The sequence below is a fragment of the Cohnella silvisoli genome (assembly GCF_021190915.1).
In the GTDB taxonomy this organism is placed as follows: domain Bacteria; phylum Bacillota; class Bacilli; order Paenibacillales; family Paenibacillaceae; genus Cohnella; species Cohnella silvisoli.
The window spans coordinates 49,821-72,294 of the sequence record NZ_JAIOAP010000004.1; the positions used below are offsets into that span (position 1 = coordinate 49,821).

General features: G+C 47.2%; 21 protein-coding genes. 19 read left to right on the plus strand and 2 right to left on the minus strand.

Annotated features, from left to right (window positions below):
• Positions 1 to 171 precede the first annotated feature (171 nt).
• The 15 genes from K7P76_RS09350 to K7P76_RS09420 all read left to right on the plus strand — a co-directional run bounded on the left by K7P76_RS09350 (position 172) and on the right by K7P76_RS09420 (position 13,705).
• On the plus strand, positions 172 to 1,140 hold the full coding sequence (locus K7P76_RS09350; protein WP_232185027.1) for a zinc-dependent alcohol dehydrogenase: 969 nt from the start codon (positions 172 to 174) through the stop codon (positions 1,138 to 1,140).
• 1 nt (position 1,141) lies between these two features.
• A complete protein-coding gene (locus K7P76_RS09355; protein WP_232185028.1) occupies positions 1,142 to 2,137 on the plus strand; it encodes an alcohol dehydrogenase catalytic domain-containing protein in 996 nt (331 codons plus the stop codon).
• A 31-nt stretch (positions 2,138 to 2,168) separates the two neighbouring features.
• Complete coding sequence (locus K7P76_RS09360; protein ID WP_232185029.1) at positions 2,169 to 3,167, plus strand: SGNH/GDSL hydrolase family protein; 999 nt, start codon at positions 2,169 to 2,171, stop codon at positions 3,165 to 3,167.
• 195 nt (positions 3,168 to 3,362) lie between these two features.
• Positions 3,363 to 4,943, plus strand: coding sequence for a flagellar assembly protein A (locus K7P76_RS09365; RefSeq protein ID WP_232185030.1), 1,581 nt, complete (start codon positions 3,363 to 3,365; stop codon positions 4,941 to 4,943).
• 176 nt (positions 4,944 to 5,119) lie between these two features.
• A complete protein-coding gene (locus K7P76_RS09370) occupies positions 5,120 to 5,797 on the plus strand; it encodes a FadR/GntR family transcriptional regulator (protein WP_232185031.1) in 678 nt (225 codons plus the stop codon).
• Between the two features lie 208 nt (positions 5,798 to 6,005).
• Complete coding sequence (locus tag K7P76_RS09375; RefSeq protein WP_232185032.1) at positions 6,006 to 7,322, plus strand: ABC transporter substrate-binding protein; 1,317 nt, start codon at positions 6,006 to 6,008, stop codon at positions 7,320 to 7,322.
• Between the two features lie 70 nt (positions 7,323 to 7,392).
• Positions 7,393 to 8,274 carry a carbohydrate ABC transporter permease gene (locus K7P76_RS09380; RefSeq protein ID WP_232185033.1) on the plus strand — a complete coding sequence of 294 codons (882 nt, stop codon included), beginning with the start codon at positions 7,393 to 7,395 and terminating at the stop codon, positions 8,272 to 8,274.
• Positions 8,274 to 9,101: a carbohydrate ABC transporter permease gene (locus K7P76_RS09385; RefSeq protein WP_232185034.1), complete on the plus strand. Its 828-nt coding sequence runs from the start codon at positions 8,274 to 8,276 to the stop codon at positions 9,099 to 9,101. The genes K7P76_RS09380 and K7P76_RS09385 overlap by 1 nt, the downstream gene beginning before the upstream one ends.
• Entirely contained in the window at positions 9,098 to 10,252 is a 1,155-nt protein-coding gene (locus K7P76_RS09390; protein WP_232185035.1) for a trans-sulfuration enzyme family protein, read from the plus strand. Before K7P76_RS09385 ends, K7P76_RS09390 begins: the two co-directional genes overlap by 4 nt.
• 104 nt (positions 10,253 to 10,356) lie before the next feature.
• On the plus strand, positions 10,357 to 10,836 hold the full coding sequence (gene greA / locus K7P76_RS09395; RefSeq protein ID WP_232185036.1) for a transcription elongation factor GreA: 480 nt from the start codon (positions 10,357 to 10,359) through the stop codon (positions 10,834 to 10,836).
• Positions 10,837 to 10,866: 30 nt separating this feature from the next.
• Positions 10,867 to 11,526, plus strand: a complete 660-nt coding sequence (locus K7P76_RS09400; RefSeq protein WP_232185037.1) for a hypothetical protein — start codon at positions 10,867 to 10,869, stop codon at positions 11,524 to 11,526.
• 136 nt (positions 11,527 to 11,662) lie between these two features.
• Positions 11,663 to 12,091 carry an SRPBCC family protein gene (locus tag K7P76_RS09405; RefSeq protein WP_232185038.1) on the plus strand — a complete coding sequence of 143 codons (429 nt, stop codon included), beginning with the start codon at positions 11,663 to 11,665 and terminating at the stop codon, positions 12,089 to 12,091.
• Positions 12,081 to 12,545 (plus strand): EVE domain-containing protein, encoded by a 465-nt coding sequence (locus K7P76_RS09410; RefSeq protein WP_232185039.1) that lies wholly within the window; start codon positions 12,081 to 12,083, stop codon positions 12,543 to 12,545. Before K7P76_RS09405 ends, K7P76_RS09410 begins: the two co-directional genes overlap by 11 nt.
• Positions 12,526 to 12,969, plus strand: a complete 444-nt coding sequence (locus K7P76_RS09415; RefSeq protein ID WP_232185040.1) for a MarR family winged helix-turn-helix transcriptional regulator — start codon at positions 12,526 to 12,528, stop codon at positions 12,967 to 12,969. Before K7P76_RS09410 ends, K7P76_RS09415 begins: the two co-directional genes overlap by 20 nt.
• Before the next feature lie 127 nt (positions 12,970 to 13,096).
• Complete coding sequence (locus K7P76_RS09420; protein ID WP_232185041.1) at positions 13,097 to 13,705, plus strand: SET domain-containing protein; 609 nt, start codon at positions 13,097 to 13,099, stop codon at positions 13,703 to 13,705.
• On the opposite strand, the gene K7P76_RS09425 is transcribed toward K7P76_RS09420, so the two are convergent.
• Positions 13,669 to 15,810 (minus strand): ABC transporter transmembrane domain-containing protein, encoded by a 2,142-nt coding sequence (locus K7P76_RS09425; RefSeq protein WP_232185042.1) that lies wholly within the window; start codon positions 15,808 to 15,810, stop codon positions 13,669 to 13,671. The two genes, K7P76_RS09420 and K7P76_RS09425, sit on opposite strands and share 37 nt — an antisense overlap.
• 533 nt (positions 15,811 to 16,343) lie before the next feature.
• Between K7P76_RS09425 and K7P76_RS09430 the strand changes: the two genes are divergently transcribed.
• Positions 16,344 to 17,255 carry a phosphotransferase gene (locus K7P76_RS09430; protein WP_232185043.1) on the plus strand — a complete coding sequence of 304 codons (912 nt, stop codon included), beginning with the start codon at positions 16,344 to 16,346 and terminating at the stop codon, positions 17,253 to 17,255.
• A 47-nt stretch (positions 17,256 to 17,302) separates the two neighbouring features.
• Here K7P76_RS09430 and K7P76_RS09435 read toward each other — a convergent pair whose 3' ends face one another.
• On the minus strand, positions 17,303 to 18,193 hold the full coding sequence (locus tag K7P76_RS09435) for a LysR family transcriptional regulator (RefSeq protein WP_232185044.1): 891 nt from the start codon (positions 18,191 to 18,193) through the stop codon (positions 17,303 to 17,305).
• A 189-nt stretch (positions 18,194 to 18,382) separates the two neighbouring features.
• On the opposite strand from K7P76_RS09435, the gene K7P76_RS09440 reads away from it, so the two are divergent.
• The 3 genes from K7P76_RS09440 to K7P76_RS09450 all read left to right on the plus strand — a co-directional run bounded on the left by K7P76_RS09440 (position 18,383) and on the right by K7P76_RS09450 (position 22,474).
• Complete coding sequence (locus K7P76_RS09440; protein ID WP_232185045.1) at positions 18,383 to 19,252, plus strand: phosphatase domain-containing putative toxin; 870 nt, start codon at positions 18,383 to 18,385, stop codon at positions 19,250 to 19,252.
• A gap of 32 nt (positions 19,253 to 19,284) precedes the next feature.
• A complete protein-coding gene (locus tag K7P76_RS09445; RefSeq protein ID WP_232185046.1) occupies positions 19,285 to 20,550 on the plus strand; it encodes an ABC transporter substrate-binding protein in 1,266 nt (421 codons plus the stop codon).
• A gap of 88 nt (positions 20,551 to 20,638) precedes the next feature.
• Positions 20,639 to 22,474 (plus strand): ABC transporter permease, encoded by a 1,836-nt coding sequence (locus K7P76_RS09450; protein ID WP_232185047.1) that lies wholly within the window; start codon positions 20,639 to 20,641, stop codon positions 22,472 to 22,474.

A 22,474-nucleotide genomic window follows, 5' to 3' on the forward strand; every position in this document is an offset into this window, starting at 1 on the left:
AAATGTCAATATCGTGCAAAGCCATTATCGAAATACCCGCAATATTCCTTGTTGAATAAAATAAACATAGATCCGGTATAGGGATATACCGTGCAAAGACGATCCTTCATCCCCATTGTACACTTAAACCAGTTAGGTCAAAATACTTTGGGGTAAAGGATGTTGATTAAGTTGAAAGCATTGCAGATTATCGGAAAAGATTCATTCGAAATTATAGACCTACCGTTGGCGGAACCGCACGAGGATCAAGTGACGGTTCGCATCGAGATTACATCCACTTGTCCGCGCTGGGATATCAGCATGATGGGGGGCAAGGATATGTTCGATGCGACCAAGCAACCCGACTATCCGTTGCTCCCCGGATTTCCCGGCCACGAGATTGCGGGAACGGTCGTTGCGGTAGGCCGCGGAGTCCGTTCTTTGAAAGTGGGCGACCGAGTGGCTGCCCTGGAGCATCTGAGCGGAAACGGGGCTTACGCGGAGTACTTGAATTACCGCGAGCATGAGCTCATTAAGCTGCCCGATGCGGTTGAATGGAAACAAGCGGTATCGTTCGAGCTGTTGAAATGCGTATTGATTGGGCTGCTTCAGTTCGGCGACATTACCGGCAAATCGATGCTGGTGTCCGGCCTTGGGCCGGCAGGGATGTTAGCCATGCAGGCGGCCAAGCTGCTTGGAGCGGCGAGCGTAACGGCAGTGGATATTAACCGCGAGCGGATCGCTCTCGTGAACGGCTTGGGAATCGGGTTGGCGAAAAATACGGAGGAGTTGGGAGACGAGCGGTTCGACCTAGGCTACGATTGCGTGGGCGCTTCGGCTTCCGTGCAACAGCTGCTCGAGCGAGTCGACTCGCATCTGGTCATCTTCGGGGTGTTGAAGGGAGAAGTTCGCTACGGAGAGCATCTTTGGTTCAGGGGAACTAAGCTGGAATCGTACCGGTACCGGAAATTCGGCGAACAAGATCAAGCACTGCTGCTCGATCTCGTCGTGAACAAGGGGTTAAACACGGAATGCCTGCAGACGCACCATGTTCCTTTTTACCGGTACGGGGAAACGGTTGAGCTGTTAAGAAAACAAGAAGCGATTAAAGTATACTCTTATCCCGCGACCGACTTCGTCGCCGCGCCTACAGGAGGTTAACATGAGAGCAGAAGCCGTCGTATTTACGGGAGTGAGGCAAGTTCGCTACATGGAAGTCGAGGCGCCGGAACCGGGTCCGGAGGACGTCGTCATCGATCTGGAGTATTCATGGATTAGCAATGGGACGGAATCATCATTCCTATACGGAGAGAGGGTCTCGGGGGAACAAGTAACAAGACCGGGAGACGAACTGCCGTTCCCTCAAGTGGCCGGTTACCAGAAGGTCGGTATCGTACGAAGCTGTGGAGAACAAGTGCAAGGCTTGAAGCCGGGAGACCGGGTATTCGCGTCTATAAGCAAAGTGAACGGCATGAAGTTCGACTCCGGCGGCCACGTTAATCCGTCCGTTACGCATAAGAGCCAGGTGTGGAAACTTCCCGAGGGCGTTGATCCGCTGGCTTATAGCGGCATGGTTCTTACGCAGGTCGGATACAATTGCGGTATCCGTCCGGCGGTCGCGCCGGGAGATCAAGCGGTTGTCATCGGCGACGGAATGGTCGGGCAATGGGCTGCCCAGACGCTCGCCCGTCGGGGGGCGGAAGTTACGGTACTCGGCCGCCATGATCGGAGATTGGCATTGCTTCCGCCATCTATTCACTCCTATAATCTTAAGAAAGAGCCTTTGGCACAATGGCTGGGCGATCGGGCGGACTTGGCAATCGTCGTCGATACCGTCGGTGCCATGGATACTTTCCGGCAGTTGAAGCCGGCCATGAAGCTGAACAGCCATCTCGTTTCGGCCGGATTCCTAGGTACGGCGGGAATGGTCGACATTCAAGAATTGCGGGCGCAAGAAATTACTTTGCATTGTCCCTCGGGGTGGACGGAAGAACGAATGAATAATACACTTACAGGTATACACGAGGGTTGGCTTCAAACGACGCCGCTGATCACGAATAAGTTTCCGGCGGAAGAAGCAGAGGAAGCTTGGCGATTGATCATGGATAAGTCTGAGTTTTTTCTAGGCGTCGTGTTGGAATGGAAAAGGATGAAATAACGAGGGAATCAAAAGGGAGTGGACATTACAGATGGTTAGCCAGCAGACAGCGGAATCATTCGTGTTCATGAAGGAAGAAGCGTTGCCTCTTCGATACCGGCCGCTCGCCGGACAGTCGATAGAGTTGCGAAATGATTCTGATCCTTCGCACCCGGGTCTGATAAGTTACGAGGAAGGCATAGACTTCGTTGTCGATTATGACAAGGGGTTGATAAGCCGGACGAAGGGAAGCCGGATTCCCGATGGTTCGCTTCACCCTATGTACGGGGTGAACGAATTCGACCACACGCTCTATCCGGATTACAGCAATCGCGAATATACGGTATACGCGGATTATGCGACTGAAGGCGGCCTGGCTGACGAGAGTCTGACGATCGAGGATGTCGAGCGATCCGGGTTGCTCGGGCGGACAATCCGCAAGCTCGCAGCCGGAGAAGAAGTGCTCTACGTCGTCTACGGTGACAGTATTAGCACGGGCGGTGAAGCAAGCACAGAAAGTTTGGCCTATTTCGGGAGATTTGCTGAAATGTTGCAAGGTTTATATCCGGAAGGTCGAATCCGCATCGTAAACAAGTCGATCGGAGGAGAAGCGAGCGATGGCGGGGCGAGCCGGGTGAACGATGATGTCGTTCCGCTCAAGCCGGATCTCGTATCGATCGGTTACGGGATGAACGACCAGAATAAGCACGAACATGGTAACTACGTGCCGTTGGAGGATTACGATAAGAACCATCGGCATATCATCGATGCGATCCGCAGGGACGGCGATAGCGACATCGTGCTGGTCACGCCTTGCGAGCCGAATCCGCACTGGCGGTATACGAGCGGCGACACTCACCGCTACGCGGAAAAGCTGCGCCAATTGGGTGCGGAGTACGGAATCGGCGTGGCTGATGCGCATACGCTATGGTGCCAAGAGCTTGCCGCCGGCAAAACGCCGGAAAGCCTGCTCCTCAACAACATCAACCATCCCAACGATTACGGTCACTGGATTTATAGCCGTGCATTCGTGCCGATGTTGAAGAAATAACATAATAAACATAAGAAACATAAGAAACCTCCCTTTCTCATCGCGATTTAGGGAGGTTTCTTATTGTTATTTTTTAATCTTGCCAAACGGGAAAATAAAAAAGTTCTAATTTTTGCACAGTAAATTGCCGTAATAATGTAAGGAAGCCGAATTCAGTAAACGCCTCAAGTAAAAGACTTTGGAGATGAATCGGGAATGCAGTCTCTTTACAAAAATGATTATTTCTACCTTCTATCTCAGCAGGATAAGGTTTATATCGAGGTTTTCGTAGCGGATTTTCAAATCAAGCAATTCGACCAGGTGCTGCAAGAGGTCCCGCGAGTCGCGCTGACGCAATTCGCGAATCTGAAAAATGCACTGCAATCCATCTCCAAACACGTCGTAGAAATCGGCACTTTGAAGCCGCGCGTCGAATTAACGATATCCAACGATTTACTGCAAGTTAAAGTCAAGTTGAACGTAACCGCGGCAGAGCTTGAAGAAAGCTTGCCGGAAATCACTGCAGAAATCATGGAGGCGCTTAACGCACACCATATAACCGATGGATTGCGGGAAGATGTGCTTAAGTCAGGCTTGAAAGCCCGGGAAGAGATTTTGATTGCCCAAGGGGAGTACCCGGTTCATGGGGAAGATGCGGTTATCAATTACTATGTTTTGTCGGAGCGTAAGCCCGTTATCCAACAGAATGGAACCGCGGATTACTACGAAATGAATTTTTTGGACGAAGTGAAGAAGGATGAATGGCTCGGAGAAAAAATAAAGGCCGGTGAAGGAACGCCTGGCCTAACCGTTACAGGTGAAGTGATTCCCGCTAAGCCAGGGAAGGATAAGCCGCTGCACTATGATAAAAACACGATCGTCGAAGTCGATGAAGGCGATAAAGTTATACTCCGAGCTAAGACCGACGGCGTTGTTACTAAAGTGAATGGAAACATCTCGGTAGAAGAAGTGTTGGTTATTGAAGGAGATGTTGGAGGTAAAACGGGTAATATCGACTATGATGGCTGCGTAACGATTAAAGGCACCATCAACGACGGCTTCAGCGTTCATGCAACTAAGGATATATCGGTGCTTAGCGATATCGGTCTTGGAGCGATAGATAGCATCGTTTCACGCACGGGAGATATTTATATTAAAGGCGGCATATTCGGCAAAGAGAAGGCATTGATCCAAGCTGCGCAAAATGTTTACATGAAACACGCCAATGAATGCACGATTCAAGCAGGCGGCGACATACATATCGGTTTATATGCAATTGGTTGCAAGCTGACGGGTAATAATATCTATCTGGATGTTAATAGAGGTCGTATTATCGGCGGGGAGATCCATGCGAAAGCGCAAGTGGTTACGGCTATCATCGGTAATGAAGCGGAACGCGCGACAAGCATCAGCATCGAAGGCTTTGATCGCAATGCCGTTAAGAAAGAGCTTGATGATCTCGTCGATAACTATCGTAAACTAGAAATCGTCATGAGTAGATTGCAGGGCGATCTTGAATCGTATCAGATTATCGTGGAAGAGAGAACGGGGAACGAAGTAGCGGCGCATGAGGCGATTCAAAGCAAATATGAGCAAATCCGCAGAGTCATGGCTTCGATTGATGAGCGCCGAAATGCGTTAAATACCTTTCTGAGAACAAAAGGAGAGGGAGAAGTATCGATTATGCGCAAGGCATTTCCAAAGACATCTCTCAACATTAAAGAGCTCCAGAAAGAAATCGAGAATACGACGACGGGGGTATTTTTCGTTAAAGACAAGACATTGTTCTTCGAATGAGAAGCTGTTGGCTGTTACAAAGCAAATTTACGTATTAGGTCTTCTATTAGGGGCTCTCCCCGTAGGTCTATCACGACCTTATGGGATAGCCCCTTCTGCGGCTTTATTGACAACCATTGGCCTGTCGCTTAAAATCTACCTATCAGACAGGTGGCAAGGTGGGGGGCGGGCAGGCAATGAGAAAAATTCAAAAAACTCTTGTGCACGAATTGGTGTCGCAAGAAATTCAAAATTATATTCAAGAGAAGGACCTGAAGGAAGGACATAAACTGCCTTCCGTTGATGAAATGACGCTAATGTTCGGAGTCGGACGTTCTTCCTTGCGGGAAGCGTTGCGTTACTTGGAAGCGGTTGATATCGTGCAGGTGGAGAACGGCAGAGGTATTTTTGTACGAGACGTCAATACGTACCGATTTACCGGCAAAGTCAAGATTGAGAAAGAGCGCAATTTTCTGCTGAATACCCTCGACGTGCGAAGAGCCTTGGAAGGCAAAGCGGTAGAGCTGGCTTCGAAGAACATTACGGCGGACCAAATCAGGGAATTAGAAGATTGTCTTGAAGAGTACCGAATTCTGAAGGAAAACGATAAGGATACTTCCAAGATCGATTTGGCATTCCATCGCTATATTATCAAGGCAACTCACAATCCGATTCTCGAGACGGTGATGGATTCTTTTTCCGGTCTATACGAGAAGTTCTTTAACGAACCGCTTGGTAACAAGCAGCTCTTCGATGAGACTTATCCTTATCATCGAACGATGTTCGACGCGATTGCCGTCCACGATACGGAAAAAGCCCTGGATGAGTTCAATCAAATGATGGACTGCATCGAGGAAAAGATCAAAACTTACTAGGTTGACAGGGTTGTCTCTGAAGCAAAATTAATCGCTTTTGGGTCAGCCCTTTTCTATGCATGCATGTCACCATGGTAAACGTAGGGGCATTTATGATCTTTTAACAAAAGTGGTTTATTGTCTTGACAAGAAAAAGCGCTTTCAATATAATCAACCTATCAGACAGGATGACTGTATGATACATGTAATAAAAGGGGGATAAATGTCGATGATAAAGCGCAAAAAAGTGCTAGTTTCGTTGCTATGTGCCGTAGTAACGGTTGGACTGTTGGCGGGATGCAGCGGCAAGAACGAAAATAGCGGTAATAGCGGCAGTGGGGACAAGGTCACGCTTCGTATGATCGAGAGCTTGACCAGTCCTAAGAGAACTGAACTGATTCAAGCAATGGTTACCAAATTCGAAGCGGCTAATCCGAACATTAAAGTAGAGTTCATCTCACCTCCTTTCGACCAAGCAGACAACAAAATCAGAACGATGCTCGGCTCGGACGAACAGCTGGATGTCCTTGAAGTCAGGGATTTGACCGTTGCCGAGTTCGTCAATAACGGCTATGTCGAACCGCTGAATGCATATGCCGACAAGTGGAAAGACTTCGCTACTGTAAGCGCCGTATCTAAATCCGTCGGAACGGTAGGCGACAAACTGTATTTCGTGCCTAACGGCCTTTACGAAAGACAAATGTTCTACCGGGCGGACTGGTTGAAGGAAGCGGGCTTGAATCCGCCGACAACATGGCAAGAGCTTTACGAAACAGCTAAGAAATTGACAGATCCGGCTAAAAACCGTTTCGGCTTCTCGTTCCGCGGCGGCGCGGGTTCTAACGGTACCACGGATGCCATGATTCTGGCGTTCAACGGAGATAAAGTGAATCTGGACGATTCCATGTTCACGAAAGACGGAGCAACCATCTACTCCACGCCTGAAGCCAAAGCGGCTATGGACCTTTACCTGAAGCTTTACAAGGATGCATCTCCTCCGGATTCCATCAACTGGGGTTTCCAAGAGCAAGTGCAGGCATTTACTTCCGGCGTAACCGGTATTCTGCTGCAAGATCCGGACGTCATTCAATCGTTGCAGGAGAAGATGGCCGAGGGAACTTGGGCAACCGCTCCTCTCGTTACGGGCCCGACAGGCAAAGCTCTATTCGCTGCAGGCGGCGCAGGATGGGGAATCACATCCAAATCCAAGCACAAAGAAGAAGCTTGGAAGCTTGTTGAGTTCTTGTCCAGTCCAGCCGAGAATACGGCATTCTCCAAAGACTACGGCTTAATTCCGATTCATACGAGCGCAACTGAAGACGAATTCTTCAAGACGGGTCCTTACAAAACATTGATCGACATGACGGATAAACCGGATACCTACGTGAACTACAAACCGCCTTTCCAATACCCAGGTACGGGTCAGTGGGGTCAAGTCACGATGGAGTCCGGACAATCGCTCCTGTTGAACAAATCCAACGTTGACGATACTCTCAAGAAGTGGGACGCTTACTGGGCGGATCAGAAGACAAAGTTAAAAAAATAATCGGTTAATATAAGTCGTGATGGGTGGCGGTTGCCGCCCATCACCATTTATTATCCAAGGCGGTGCGGAAATGAGAAAACAAAGAGTCTTTATTCTATCCGGGTTAATTCCCGCCCTGCTGTTAGTGCTTGCGTTCACGTATTATCCGTTTGTCAAAGGGATAGTGATGGCTTTTCAGGAGTATAAGCTTTTCGATTTGCGCAGCGTTCATTTTGTCGGGCTCGACAACTTTAAGGCTGCTTTTAACGATCCCAAATTCATTATGGCTTTGCAGAATAGCGGATACTGGGTGTTCTTCTCGCTTATTCTTCAGTTCTTATTTGGTTTAACGCTTGCGCTGCTATTAAAGAAACAGTTCAGAGGACGCGGAGTTTATCAAGGATTCGTGTTCTATTCTTGGGCTTTGTCCGGTTTCCTCATCGGGATGATCTGGAAATGGATGTTCAACTCCCAGATCGGCGTCATCAACGATATCTTGCTCCACCTAGGCCTCATTCATGAGCGCATCGGATTTCTATCGGATCCGAAATGGGCTATGATCTCCGTCATTATCGCTAACGTTTGGTATGGCGTCGCATTTTTCGCCATCATGCTTCTGGCTGCTTTGCAATCCGTCCCTTCCGAGTTGTACGAAGCTGCGGTCATGGACGGGGCAAGCTCATTTCGCAAACTGTGGAACGTAACTCTACCCTATATTATGCCAACGATCATCGCCACTACGCTGTTAAGGGCGATTTGGATATTCAATGATCCCACGATCATCTACGGATTAACGAACGGCGGTCCTGCGGGCAGCACGCATATTTTATCTTCATTGATGCTGGACAAAATCATTTACGGTGGAGATTACGGAGCCGCCTCGGCAATCGGGATCATCATGATCATTATTTTGCTGTTCTACACGATCTTCTTCCTATCGGTCACGAAGGCAGAGAAAGCGGGGGATTTCTAATGAAGCAGCGAATTCTGGGCCTGTCCAAGTTCGTCTATCTGGCGGTCTATCTGCTGATTATGGTTTTTCCGCTTTATTGGATCGTAATCACGTCGCTTAAGCCGCAAAAGGATATTTTCTCATTTCCGCTTAAATATTGGCCCGAGCGCTTTACGCTGGACAATTACGTGCACATTTTCAAAATATCGAAGTTCCACATTTACATCGGCAACAGCTTGCTGGTAGCCATTACATCCGCCGTCGTCGTACTCGTTATCGCGATCCTGAGCGCTTACGTGCTGGCACGCTTCAAGTTCCGGGGGCACAGGCAGATCATGCTCGCGTTCTTCGCTACCCAGATGCTGCCCGGTTTCGTTGCGCTTGCGCCGTTGTACTTGATGATGAGCAGCATGAACTTGATTAACAACCGTTTCTCTTTGGTGCTTATGTATACCGTTATACTCATCCCTTTCTCCACCATCATGCTGCGCGGATTTTTCCAACGGATTCCCGCCAGCCTGGAGGAAGCGGCGATGATCGACGGTTGCTCTCGGTGGTCGGCATTGGTGCGAATCATCATTCCCGTCATGCTGCCGGGGATCGCTTCGACCTTCATCTTCGCCTTCGTGCAGAACTGGAACGAATTGTTCCTAGCCGTTATGTTCATCGATAACGATGCGCTGAAGACGCTGCCGGTGGCAATGAACTCATTTATTCTTAAATTCGACGTCGATTGGGGTGCAATGTCGGCTGGAGCGGTGTTATCGATCATACCGACCATTCTTTTATTTGCTTTCGCCCAAAGATTCATCGTAGAAGGATTAACGCAAGGAGCAGAAAAAGGATGAGCAATCGAGAAGAACAATTTACTAAGGCGGCTTATGATCCGAGAGATGCCAGACATCACGGAGCCATTCATGTGCCGATTTATCAGAATAGCTTGTTCGCGTTCGATCGTCACGATCAATTCGACGATGCGATGAAAGAACTGCTAAATCATCACGTTTATTCGCGGGGCAACAATCCTACCGTTCAATATTTGGAACAGAAACTTGCGGACATGGAAGAGGCGGAATCGGCTAAATGTTTTGCCTCGGGAATGGCCGCGATCAGTTCGGCAATATTGTCCGTTGTCGGACAAGGAGATCATATCGTATGCGTTCATCAAGCTTACGGCCCGACGCGGGAGTTTCTTAGCTCCTACTTGAGCCGTTTCGGCGTGGAAACGACGTTCATCGACGGGAGCTCAATCGAGCAATGGCGCGGTGCGGCACGTCCGAACACGAAGCTGTTCTATCTGGAAAGTCCGACAACGTCTTTCTTTGAATTGCAGAATCTTCGGTTGTGCGCCGAACTCGCTAGAAGCTTGGGTGTCAAAACCATTATCGACAATACTTGGGCGACTCCGTGTTTTCAGAACCCACTTACTCTTGGCATTGATTTGGTGGTCCATTCGATCACAAAATATATCGGCGGGCACAGCGACTGCATTGGCGGAGTAGTTCTAGGCTCGAAGGAATTGATCGATCGGATCGGGTATATGGAATATATGCTGCTTGGCGGCATTATGACCCCGCAGACGGCAGCGATTGTATCCAAGGGATTGCGGACGCTCCCTCTTCGCATGCAAAGGCATGAAGAAAGCGGATTGCAGGTGGCGGAGTATATCGGAAAACAGAGCTTCGTAAATCGCGTCAACCATCCCGGACTGCCCTCCCATCCTCAGTATGAGTTGGGTTTAAGTCAGATGTCGGGCTTCAGCAGCCTGTTTTCTTTTATCTCGACGGAACCGATCGCGAAATTAAAAGAATGGGCAAACAGACTGAAGTATTTCAAGATCGGCGTTAGCTGGGGCGGATTCGAAAGTCTGGTAACGGTCAATCGTGTTGGAAACGAAGAAGCGGGGGAACAACCCTCTTCCGTCGTGAGGTTATATGTTGGAATGGAAAGTCCGAAGGACCTCATCGCTGACATGGACCAAGCTTGGAAATCGATATAGTGCCTAACCTTTACCATGTTCAGGGTGCCCTTGGGGTGCCCTTTTCGCATGTTCGGCGGATATAGGTTAGAATTGAGTAATGAAAGCAAATGGGAGCTGTAAATATGTCTAACGATGAAGTGATATTAACCAAAGAGGGTTTAGCTAAACTGCAGGCCGAACTAGACGATCTTAAATACGTTAAACGCAAAGAATTGGCCGCCCGTATTAAATTAGCGATCAGTTACGGCGATCTCAAGGAAAACAGCGAGTATCATTCGGCCAAGAACGACCAATCGTTCATGGAAACGAGAATCATCGTCCTGGAGAAAATGTTGAACAAGGCGCGCGTCGTCGATTCGGATGACTTAGACCTGACAACGGTCCGGGTGGGTGCAATGGTCATTCTAAATGACATAGAATTTGCCGAGAAAATCGAATATCGGATTGTCGGTCCCGCGGAAGCAGACGTTCTGGAAAATAAAATTTCCTATGAGAGCCCTCTTGGCAAGGAACTCGTCGGTAAAACGGTAGGCAGCATAATTAGCGTCAATGCCCCGATGGGGATCGTTAAATATGAGTTGCTTGAAATAAGGGCAGTCTAATGGAATATTATCCGAAGGTAGGAGTGCGCGTTGAAAAAACGGATTGGTTGCTTGCATGCCCATTATTCTAACATTGAGTATATTGAACAGGCGTTCTCTGCGTGCGAAGTCGAATTGCTTCATTTTGTCGATCCTGCTTTGGTTTACAGAGTATCGTCGGACGATACGTTTAGCTTAATGGATGCTCAGAAAAAGGTTATTGAGCAGATCGATTGGATCGTGCAAGCCCAAGTTGACGTTATCCTGATCACGTGCACGAATTACATTGCCGTACTTCATGAGGACCAGCTTGCAGTAACGGTCCCGATTATTAAGATCGATGAACCCTTTTTCAGCTACATATGCAACATAGAGCAACCGCAGATATTACTGTTTTCTAATCCCGCCACGGTAGAAGGCACAATGAAGCGGCTGAATGAGTATGCGCATGCTAATGATAAACACCCGGAAGTGGAAGCGCGAGTAATTGAGCATACTTTCGAACTAATCATGCAGGGAAAGAAAGAACAGTACCTCATTGTATTGTCTGGATATATACGCAATTTGCTGGCAACGCATAATAATAATGCTATATCCGTAGCGCAATTATCGATGGTGGAAGCAGCTAGGGATATTCAGAAAGAAACAAAAATTAATATCGGAAACCCCTTGGAAAGCTTAATGGCTTATATCGGTGAGAATTTTAGGTGAAGAGGGAGCTAGGAAAGCCGACCGCATGGTTGGCTTTTTTGACATGGAGCAGGGCGAGTGCACCGCATTTAATATTGACACATATAATATGTATATATATAATATGTATAAATATTGAAAATGAGGTGGGAAAAACATGTGGGAATTTGAGCATACGGTAACGACAACGGCAAAAGCGGAGACGATTTGGAAGCTGTACAGCGATATTACCTCTTGGGTGGAATGGGACAAAGGCATTGAGTATGCTTCGTTAGATGGGGCGTTCGCCGCGGGTACCCGGGGGATTCTGCAGCCGGAAGGACAAGAGCGTCTGGCTTTCGAGCTCACCGAGGTCGAACCTTTGCGTGGATTTTCGGACGTTACGGATATTCCGGACGCGGGCATTCGAATTCGCTTCGTACATCGCCTGCAACAAGCAGCCGAAGGAACGAGCGTTACGCATCATGTGACGATCACCGGTCCTAATGCACATCAGATTGGGGCCGGTATGGCCCAAGGCATTCCGCATACTATAGAAGGGCTTGTCGCATTGGCGCTGGAAAAGGAGCGTCAATATGCAGGCTGAACGGTTAAGCGAACAAACGCGATACTGGGTAGGCGTCGTGTCCGCATCCCATGTGAAGCTAGGAGTACAGGGCGGTTTCGCCCAGCTCTGCCACGGCAAGTCGGTTCCGTTGCGGCGGATGAGTCCCGGCGACTGGCTCGTCTACTACTCACCTCGCACCGACTTCACGCTAGGGGAGCCGCTGCAAGCATTCACCGCTATCGGACAAGTAGAGGATGACAGGGTCTACGAATATCGGATGTCGGATTCCTTTGTACCTTTCCGCCGCAATATTCGCTATACTCGGTGTAAGGAAACGAAGATCGGCAACTTGCTGGAGCACCTAAGCTTCACGCGAGGCAATCGGAATTGGGGATATCGGTTCCGTTCGGGTCATTTTGAGATCGGGCGGAAAGATTCTCTGACGATTGCGGGTGCCATGCTGGAGGAGCAAAATGAGTTCAGAATACAGTGAATCGAAAGAAAGCCCCGGATTTCTGCTGTGGCAGGTAACGAATATATGGCAAAAGGACATACGGCGCGCTCTGGAACCGTTCGAATTGACGCACCCTCAGTTCGTGCTGCTCTTCTCGTGCCAATGGTTGAATGACAAAAACGACAGTGCCGGCGTGACTCAGGTCCAACTAGCCCAGCATGCGCAAGTGGACGTGAACGTCACGTCCCAAGTGCTGAGAACGTTGGAGAAAAAAGGGTTCTTGAAACGCAGTCCCCATCCAACCGACACTAGAGCGAACATCATTACGATGACTCCGTCCGGAAGCGAACTCGCTTTCCGCGCCGTTCAAGCCGTCGAAACTGCCGATCGAACCTTTTTCGCCAGCATTGGCGACGACAGAGAGCAACTGATCCGGCTTATGCGGCAGCTGACGAGGCGTTAGATTAAGCAAGGTACAATAAGAGTTCATGGGGCATCCAATCGGGTGTCCTTTTTTTAGTCGACAAATTCATCAATAATAGTGTATATAAATACATATATAACCTTTTTCCGACAAGGAGATTACTACAATGATGCATCCGCATACGGAGCTTCGTTACATTGACGAGAAGATTGGCTTCGGAGTATTTGCTACCCAGTTTATTCCTAAAGGGACATTAACGTGGGCGCTCGATGATCTGGATCAGATTCTGGAGCCTGAGGTTGTAGACGCCTTGGATGAAGATCGCAAGAAATTGGTTTTGAAATACTCTTACCGCAACCAGAACGGAAAGTTCATCCTTTGCTGGGACAACGGGCGCTACGTGAACCACAGCTTCCATGCCAATTGCATCGGCACGGCGTATGAAGTTGAAATCGCCGTCCGCGATATTTATCCCGGGGAGCAGCTAACCGACGACTACGGTTCGCTCAACGTGGATGAACCGTTTGATTGTTTACCGGAGGAAGGTACCGATCGAAGCAAGGTCATGCCCGGCGATTTACTTCAATACGCGGAGGTATGGGATGCTCAGGCGATTGATGCTTTCAAGCAATATGATAAGGTTGAGCAGCCGCTCGCGCATCTGATTCGACCGGAGTTCAAAGATAAAATGGAAATCGCAGCCAAACAGCATAAACTCGTGGATTCTATTCGCGCCATTTACTTCGACCGACTCTCCATGAATTCCGCCAAATGAGGGGCATGCTTAAGTAGATCTTGGAAAAATTCACGCTGCAGCGTAATGAATACAACAGGCGTCAAAGTCTGAATGGAAGCCGTACGGGGAACGTTGCGCAACAAAGCCACTTCCCCGAAAAAATCGCCATCGGACAGAACCGCAACCCGCGCATTTCCTCCTAACTCATCCTTTTTCAATACCTCGACCTTACCTCGAACAATGACGTAAAATTTGTCGCCCGGATCCCCTTCGTGAATGATCGTCCGGTCTTTGGCATAGGATTCGGTCGCAAAGAAATGAGAAATTCCCTGTAAAAAAGAATCATCCATATCCGCGAAAATAGGAAACAATTTAAGTCGTTCCGCGCTAACTTCCACATGATAACCGTCTTCGCTGATCTCAAATCCGGTTTGCTTCTGCCAAGATTGCTTATACCGACCTGCCGGCAGCTTCAGCAATTGTTGGTGAGAGCCTTGTTCCGCAACTTCCCCTTGATTGAGCACATAAATGCAATCCGCATGCTCGGCCGAAGCGAGACGGTGGGTTACGGAAATGACGGTTCTGCGTGCGGTTAATCGTTGCAACGTTGCGTTGATTGCTACTTCCGTGGCCGGATCCAGTGCGGAGGTCGCTTCGTCTAATATGAGTATAGCCGGCTCTCGAATGATCGCACGGGCGATCGCAACGCGCTGTCTCTGCCCGCCGGACAGACGTCCTCCTCGTTCCCCGACATCCGTGTCGTATCCATCCGGAAGACTCATAATGAAATCGTGTATTTCCGCCGAACGCGCGGCTTGAACGACTTCTTCGTCGCTGGCCTCAGGCTTGCCTAGGCGAATATTTTCCCGAATGGAGGATCGGAACAGAAAGCTTTCCTGAAAGACAATGCCGATTTGCGAGCGAAGGGATTGCAGCGCGATTTGGCGGATATCGGTTCCGTCATAAAGAACGGCTCCTTGCTGCGGATCATAAAACCGCATCAATAAATTAATAATAGTGCTTTTACCGGAACCGCTGGCTCCGACGAAGGCGGCATAGGTACCTTTCGGAATCGTAAGGCTAATCCCGTTAAGGCTTAATTGCTCTGGGGTATAACCAAATTTGACTTCACGGAATTCAATTCCGCGTTCGAAGTGTGGGAGGTCGCGGGCTGTTTCGCTGTCGTATATGGATGGCTGTTCTTCAAGGAGCTCGCGGACGCGCTGCATTCCGGACGTGGCTTGAATAAACTGCGGAGCAAGCCATGTGATGGCTGCCACTAAATAGCTCAAGCTAATCAGAATAGAGCTGAACGCAAGAAGCGAGCCGATAGATAGAATTCCATGGTAAGCAAGCAACGACCCCACGCAGATCGTCGTGAGGTTCAGAATCATCGTACCCATATTCGTCGTACGATCTATAAGGAAGTTAGAAAAGCTGGAACGGCTGGATAGATTTCGATAATGGGTCATATGATCATCGAAACGCTTAATGAACAACGACTGCAAGCCGAATGCTTTAATAACGGGTTGGGCGCTGACATTTTCCTGAACGGCTGTAGCAATGTTTGCTTGTTCTTCTTTCAGCTTATAACTAGCGTCGTAAGCTTTCGGGCCGAATAACTTCGGCCCGACCAGACAGAGCGGCAGGCCGATTACGGCAATGAGGGCAAGCTGCCATTGCAGAATGAACAGCACAGCGACGTTAAAGATTAGCCCGAACAATGACAGAAGCGCATAGGGGATCAGCATAATGAAAGTATCGATGGAAATCAGGTCGTTATTGAATCGCGAAACAATGTCCCCTCCATTGGTACGGTGGTAAAATTCCGTTGGCAGGCTTTGGAGCTTCTCGAACAGTTGTTTATAGTAATCGGTAACGATGCGAGAACCCAGCTTCGTGAACATGCGGTCGCGCAGTATTCCAATGACGACTGAAGCGAGAGCCCCGGAAACCATTAGGCACAAAATAATGACAAGCAGAGTATATTCCCTGGGAACGATGGCAAAGTCGATTATAAATTTGAAGCTAAGCGGCATGAAGGTTTCGTAAGCGAGTTCAACAACGATGGCCGCTAGCAGCAACGCGGTCGGGAGTCTATATCGCAAGAAAGAAGAGACAACGATACGAACAAAGGAAAACATCGAGTACCCCCTGAGGAATTAGTCCGGCGGATATGCTTATCCTATATTAACATCAGGGATTAATTTGGGGTATCCCTATTCCGCTCACCCATTTTTCCGTTCGTTCCTCCCCTTTGCGCCGATGTTACATAGACTAATTTATTATGTCTGAGCTGCATTCGATGATGAGCGAGGAGGGAATTAAATCATCTACCAATCAAAGCTGGGGCGAAGGTTTAGTTCGATCGTGCAAGTGCTTACGGATAAAGGAAAGTTCTTCTTGAAACCTTTTTAGGGTCCGAAAACGCGCCTTGATCGCGTGTATGCCAGAATGGTTTGGTTTAATAATCATGTTTTCACAAACATGCCCCGATGGCTTAAAACGAGCAAAGGCAAACATTGGGTAAGAAGTAACGGGCGGCTTTATTATGTATCGGAGTAGATTCAAGGGACTAAATTGGACGAAAACGAGCAGGATTATGAGAGACTCGGTGAGGCGCTGGCACGGCTTCATCTTGTTCCTCATTTTGCTCCAGCCGAGGAGGGGATTGGCATTGTCGATAACCCGTGACATCGAGGAAACCTTTCCCGTGACGATAAGAAAAACGACGAGAATCCGCGACGTGTATCGGGTGTTGACAGTGAAGGGGCGTTTGCTTTGCAGTAAAAGCTACGATATCCCTGAGCCGGAGATGCATTTTATCGCACGAGTGATGATGCATCTTGCCGAAGCCGGATTTCATTACGGGCCGCGAATAATCCAGACTAAGAGCCAAGCTCAATGGGCGATAAGAAAAGGAAAACCGTATATGATCACCAACTGGGTACGGGGAAGGTCGCCCAACTTCAAGGAGCGGTCGGAGTGGAAGAAAGCAATTCGAACGTTGGCTGAATTCCATCAACATGCGGAAGGCATCGCGCTGGATGAGATACCCGCGGGAAGAGATCGAGTCGTTTTTTTGCCAAACATGATTGAACATTATCGTGCAACGATAAGCGATCATAAGGGAATTGGGGATATAAGCGCATTCCTTTCCCTCTTCGATATTGCAACTTCCTATATCAACCAACCGAAGAGCCTAGAGGCGATCGATCACGAAAAGTCCGTACGCGCATTCGCGCATGGAGACTATAATTATCCCAATCTTGTTCTCGATCGGAAGGATGCTATCCATCTTATTGATTTTGAGAACGCATCGCTGCAAGCAAGAATGACGGACCTTGCTCATATTTTACATCGTAATCATGCCTGGAACGGAGAAGATATGTTGCGATGGATCGAGTATTACGATCGTATAAGGCCTTTAAGCAACGAAGATAGGCATTTGTTATACGCGGTACTGCACGTCCCGAATCCGCTCGTTCGAGCGATTCGCTTAAATAAAAGCAATAAAACAATTGAAAACGAGATACCTCAAACGACGACGATCGATCAATATGTCACTGCACTAAGAATAATGATATGAACAAGAGAGTCCACGGGAATGGGAAATTTCCTTTGGGCTCTCTTTGTTTAGGAATAATGATTATCCAATAAAGAAATGAATTGTTTGGCCGCCGGGGAAAGATGTTTGCTGCGATGATAAATATAACAGATCCCCCTGTGAAAATTTACTCCTTTTATAGGGACCTTAACTAATATGCCGTTTTTGATCTCCTGTTGGATGGCGAAGTTAGAAACGATGGATACGCCGAGCTCATGAATGACGCCTTGTTTGATACCCTCCAGATTACTGATCTCCAGATATTTGGGGGAGCTAAATCCGTATTCTTTGAATTTTTCTTCCAAGAAAATTCGGGTAGCCGATTTATCCGGTTTAATAATTAAAGTTTCATTGACCAAATCCTCTAGCGTACACTCCTTCTTATGCGCAAGCGGATGTGAGGGATTGACGATAAGGACAAGCTCATCCTGATAAAAGGTCGTGCGTTGAAATCGCGATTCATCAATCATGACCCGATCGGAGAGAACCAAAAACTCTACTTTGTTGGATTCCAGCATGTGATTGAGGTGATGGGAGGTTGTAATATTCATGTTTATCTTAATATCCGGAAATTTTTTAGAATATTCCCTTAGTATCTTCGGGAGCAGATAGACGCCAACGAAATTGCTTGCTCCGAACGATAAGGTTCCGTAGGATAAGTCCTCCAGTTGCCTAATATGATCTTTAGCCGAATGAAGCAAATTAATAATTTGCTCCGCGTATGGCTTGAAATGCTCGCCTTGTTTGGTTAAATAAAGCTTTTTGCCGATCCGGTCGAAGAGAGGAACCCCTAAATCGTCCTCCATACTCTGAATTTGCATACTTACGGACGGTTGAGAGCAATAGAGCCGTTCCGCAGCCTCGGTAAAGTTTAAGCACTCCGATAGCGTGATAAAGGTTTGCAGTTTGTTGACGTTCATATCCTCGGCCCTTCCCCAAATGAGATTAGTAACTATAAGGTTATATTATTGTTTACTAAATATAATCAAATTGTTTAATAATTTTACTATGGATATACTGAAAGTGCAATCAACCCAAATAATGGAGAAAGGAGTAAACCGTGTCATACAGGATGCACTAGGAATCGGTATGAAAAAGGAGGGAATAGGATGGCAAAACCTTTTCAAATCATAGAGTTTGATGAGAGGGATGAGCTTCCTCTGCGGTTCCGAATGACAATGCAGCCCATACGTGATAATCCTAAAAATATCAACTTAAATGGGTTTGCAGAATTAAACATTTCAGGCAGTGGACAGTTTACAGAAGGCGGTTTGGCCGAAATGAGAAAGAGGTTCGGCAAAGTTCATTGCATCATTATAGATTTACGACAAGAAAGTCATGGCTTTTTTAACGGGAAAGCCGTTTCTTGGTTTGGAATTCATAATGAAGCGAATCAGGGATTAACCGGCGAACAAGTGGAACAGGATCAGAAGGAGAAGCTGAATTTTCTGGCAAATGCCACGTCCGTTCGGTTTGACCAATTGGAAGGGAAGTCAGTTGATTGGGACGGCGAATTAAATCCGATAAAGGTAAGCTCCGAGAAGGAGCTAGTGACCTCACAGGGCTTCCAATATGTTCGATTCTATGTAACAGACCACCATCGACCTGATGACGATGTTGTCGATCTTTTCATCGCATTTGTGAATGCGCTTACAGAAAACCCTTTGCTTCATTTTCATTGCAGGTTAGGAATTGGTCGAACAACGACCTTTATGCTGATGTTCGACATGATGCGAAACGCAAAGGATGTATCTTTCGATGATATTCTCGGTAGACATATTTTGATCGGTGGGCGGAATATGTACGAGATGGACCCCGTCAATGAACCTTATAAATACAATTCTGCTGTAAACCGACTAGACTTTATTCGTCAATTTTATGCATATTGTGCCGAGAATCAAGATCGTTTTAAAACGGTATGGTCAGAATGGATTGAACAATTGGAAGCTACTCCATTTACTAAAATGGAGCTTCAATAAAGATATTTAAGAAAATAAGGGGAGGTATTCAAGTGCGAAAAGCAAAAGAGAAGGGCAGGCTTACTGCGGCTTTATTGGTTACACTGGTGTTGGTCATGGCAGCGTGTTCAAAGAGTGGCACTAACACTAAAGAAAGTGCTGCCACGGCCTCTGGTACTGCTGCTCCTACTACTGCAACTGCAACTTCTGATCCGGGAAGCAGCAACTCAGGGGGGGCGGCAGTGCCATCATGGGGCGAGCAAGTTGGCCTGAACAAAGAGGAAACGGCTGCAGAGATTTATGAGAAGGCTAAACAGGAAGGCAAAGTGGTTGTTTATTCAGAATCCAGCAGGGTCAAAGACATTAAAGCGACATTCGAGGAGAAATATCCCGGAATTATCGTAGAGGCTTATGATATGAGCTCAGGGGAAATTGTTGAAAAAGTGATTCGCGAGCAGGAAGCTGGAATTTTCAATGGGGATGTCGTTTTTGTTAAGGATTCAAGCGGCTCTGTTTCCAGTGAAGTTCTGCCAAAGGGTTATTTAGTGCCCTATCTGCCTAAAGATATTACAAGCCTCATGATAGAGCCGTACAAAAGCTCTAATCTTGGAATTGTGCCTTACGTGTCTCTACGCGCCTTATACTACAATACGGAAGTCTATGACAAATCTCCAATCACTAACTATTGGGATCTTACCGACCCGAAATGGAAAGGCAAGGTTGTGATCCAAGATCCCTACCAGTCTGCTGACGCTTTGGATCATTTCCTCACCATGGTGGAGCATTCCGACGAGATGGCTGAAGCATATAAGGAAAAGTTTGGAAAAGAAATCGAACTTAACGGGACAGAAAATGCCGGATACGAATTCATCAAACGTCTATTAGCCAATGACCCGGTGTATATGACGGATACGGAGGAGATTGTAGATGCGGTTGGACAACCCGGGCAGAAGGAACCGCCTATCGGTATTTCAGCATCCAGTAAACAAAGAAATATTGAAAGTAAAGGATTGTCTGCAGCAGCGTCGTATGACGTAAAACCGAGAATTTCCAACATGCAGCCTTCTTATGTATACGTGATCAATAAAGCACCTCATCCAAACGCAGCCAAATTATTTATTCGCTGGATGACCGGAGAGGCTGATGGCCAAGGAAAAGGCATTGATCCTTACAATGTTATCGGTTCATGGCTGACTCGTTCAGATCTGGCTCGTAAAGATCAGCCTGGTTTGGAAGAGATAAAAACATGGGCTTACGACGGAGAATTCCTCTACAAAAATGCGGTGAAATTTAGAGATTTCTGGGTTTCAAATCAATAAGCCATAACCGTACTATAAACGGCTATGGGTTGCCTGACCATACGTCAGGCTGCTCATAGCCGCATAGATTATGTAAAGGAGTGCTACCGTGCAGGAATACGAATATGCAAAAACACAACCGCACAAGAGATTTACCCGATTAAAAAATAGAATAACGGGCATCTTGACCAATCCCTTTCATGTCATAAGCATCATTGCTCTCATCTTCCTCGTGTATACGATCGTCTTGCCGATGCAGGATATTATTAAAAATACGTTCATTTGGCAGGATTCGGATGTTCGATTGTCGAGTGAAGCCGATCCAGGCAGCTTTACGCTTTTTCATTGGATAAAGGTTTTATCCGGCAACATCAGTCATGCGATATTGTATTCACCCTTGTTCCATTCTCTGAGTATCGCCTTTACAGCTACATTTATTTCTTTGATTCTAGGTGGAGGATTAGCTTGGCTCGTCACCAGGACGGATATTCCTTACAAGAAAACGATCTCTTTCTTTTGCGTTGTACCGTATATGCTTCCGTCTTGGACGAAAGCGTTTGCTTGGCTCATCGTATTCAAGAACGATCGTATCGGAGGATCCCAAGGACTATTGCAAAACCTATTTCATCTCAATCCTCCCAATTGGCTGTCGTATGGATTCCTTCCCATAACACTCAACTTGTCGGCTCACTATTTTGTATTTTTCTTCTTGTTAATCGCTGTGGCTTTAAGATCGATAAACAGTAGTTTGGAGGAAAGCGCAAATATTCTGGGGGCAAACAGAGTTTCAATTCTGAGGAAAATTACATTTCCTCTGATCCTTCCGGCGATTTTATCCGGCATGATTTTAACCTTTTCCAAAGTGTTGGGGACGTTCGGCGTGCCGGCATTCCTTGGATTGCCGGTTAAATATTACACCATTTCTACGATGCTTTACGGCAGCATGAGAAACAGAATGGTTACCGAAGCCTATATCTTGTGCTTAATCTTGATTCTCATCTCTTCGATCATGATCTTTATTAACCAACGGGCGATCGGGAAGCGGAAGAGCTACGAGACGATCGGGGGCAAAGATTCTAGAAAAACCTTGACACCTTTAGGCAAATGGAGAATTCCCACTTTCTCGGGGGTAATCTTATTCTTGGGATCGGCCGCTATATTCCCGCTTATCCTTTTGCTTCTACAGTCCTTTATGTTAAAGGATGGAGATTACAGCTTAAGCAACCTAACCGCTCATTTTTGGACCGGTGAATCTAATCTGTCCATTGCCGCGGGCGAGGTTGGTGTGTTAAGAAATGCCGCAATTTGGTCCGGTGCTTTCAATTCTTTTAAAGTCGCTCTTATTGCTTCAGCCATAGCGTCAGTTATGGGATTAATTATGGGATATGTCATAAGCAAAGGAAGAAAGACGCTTTCCGCCAAAATCACGGAGCAGCTTTCCTTCTTGCCTTATTTGATTCCAAGTGTCGCGCTTTCCGCCATTTACTTGAGCATGTTTGCGAAACCACAGTTTTTATTGCCAAGCTTATACGGAACTTTAGGTTTAATTATGTTGATTACGATAGTGAAGGAGTTGCCATTCGCTACCCGTTCAGGAACTAGTACGATGTTCCAAATTGGCGGCGAATTGGAGGAAGCGGCCAAATTGGCCGGTGCGTCATGGTTTAGACGATTCTCTCGCATTATGGTCCCATTGTGTAAACAAGGATTGTTCAGCGCATTCCTATTACTTTTTATTAGCGCGATGAAGGAATTAGATTTAATCATATTGCTCGTTACACCAAAGACGGCAACATTAACGACACTTACTTTCCGCTATGCGGATCAAGGTTTTCACCAGTTCTCGGAAGCTATCATCATTATCATTATAGTCATTATATTAATCACATATTTCTTGGCAAGCAAGATTGGTAAAGCCGACATTTCCAAGGGCATAGGAGGATAA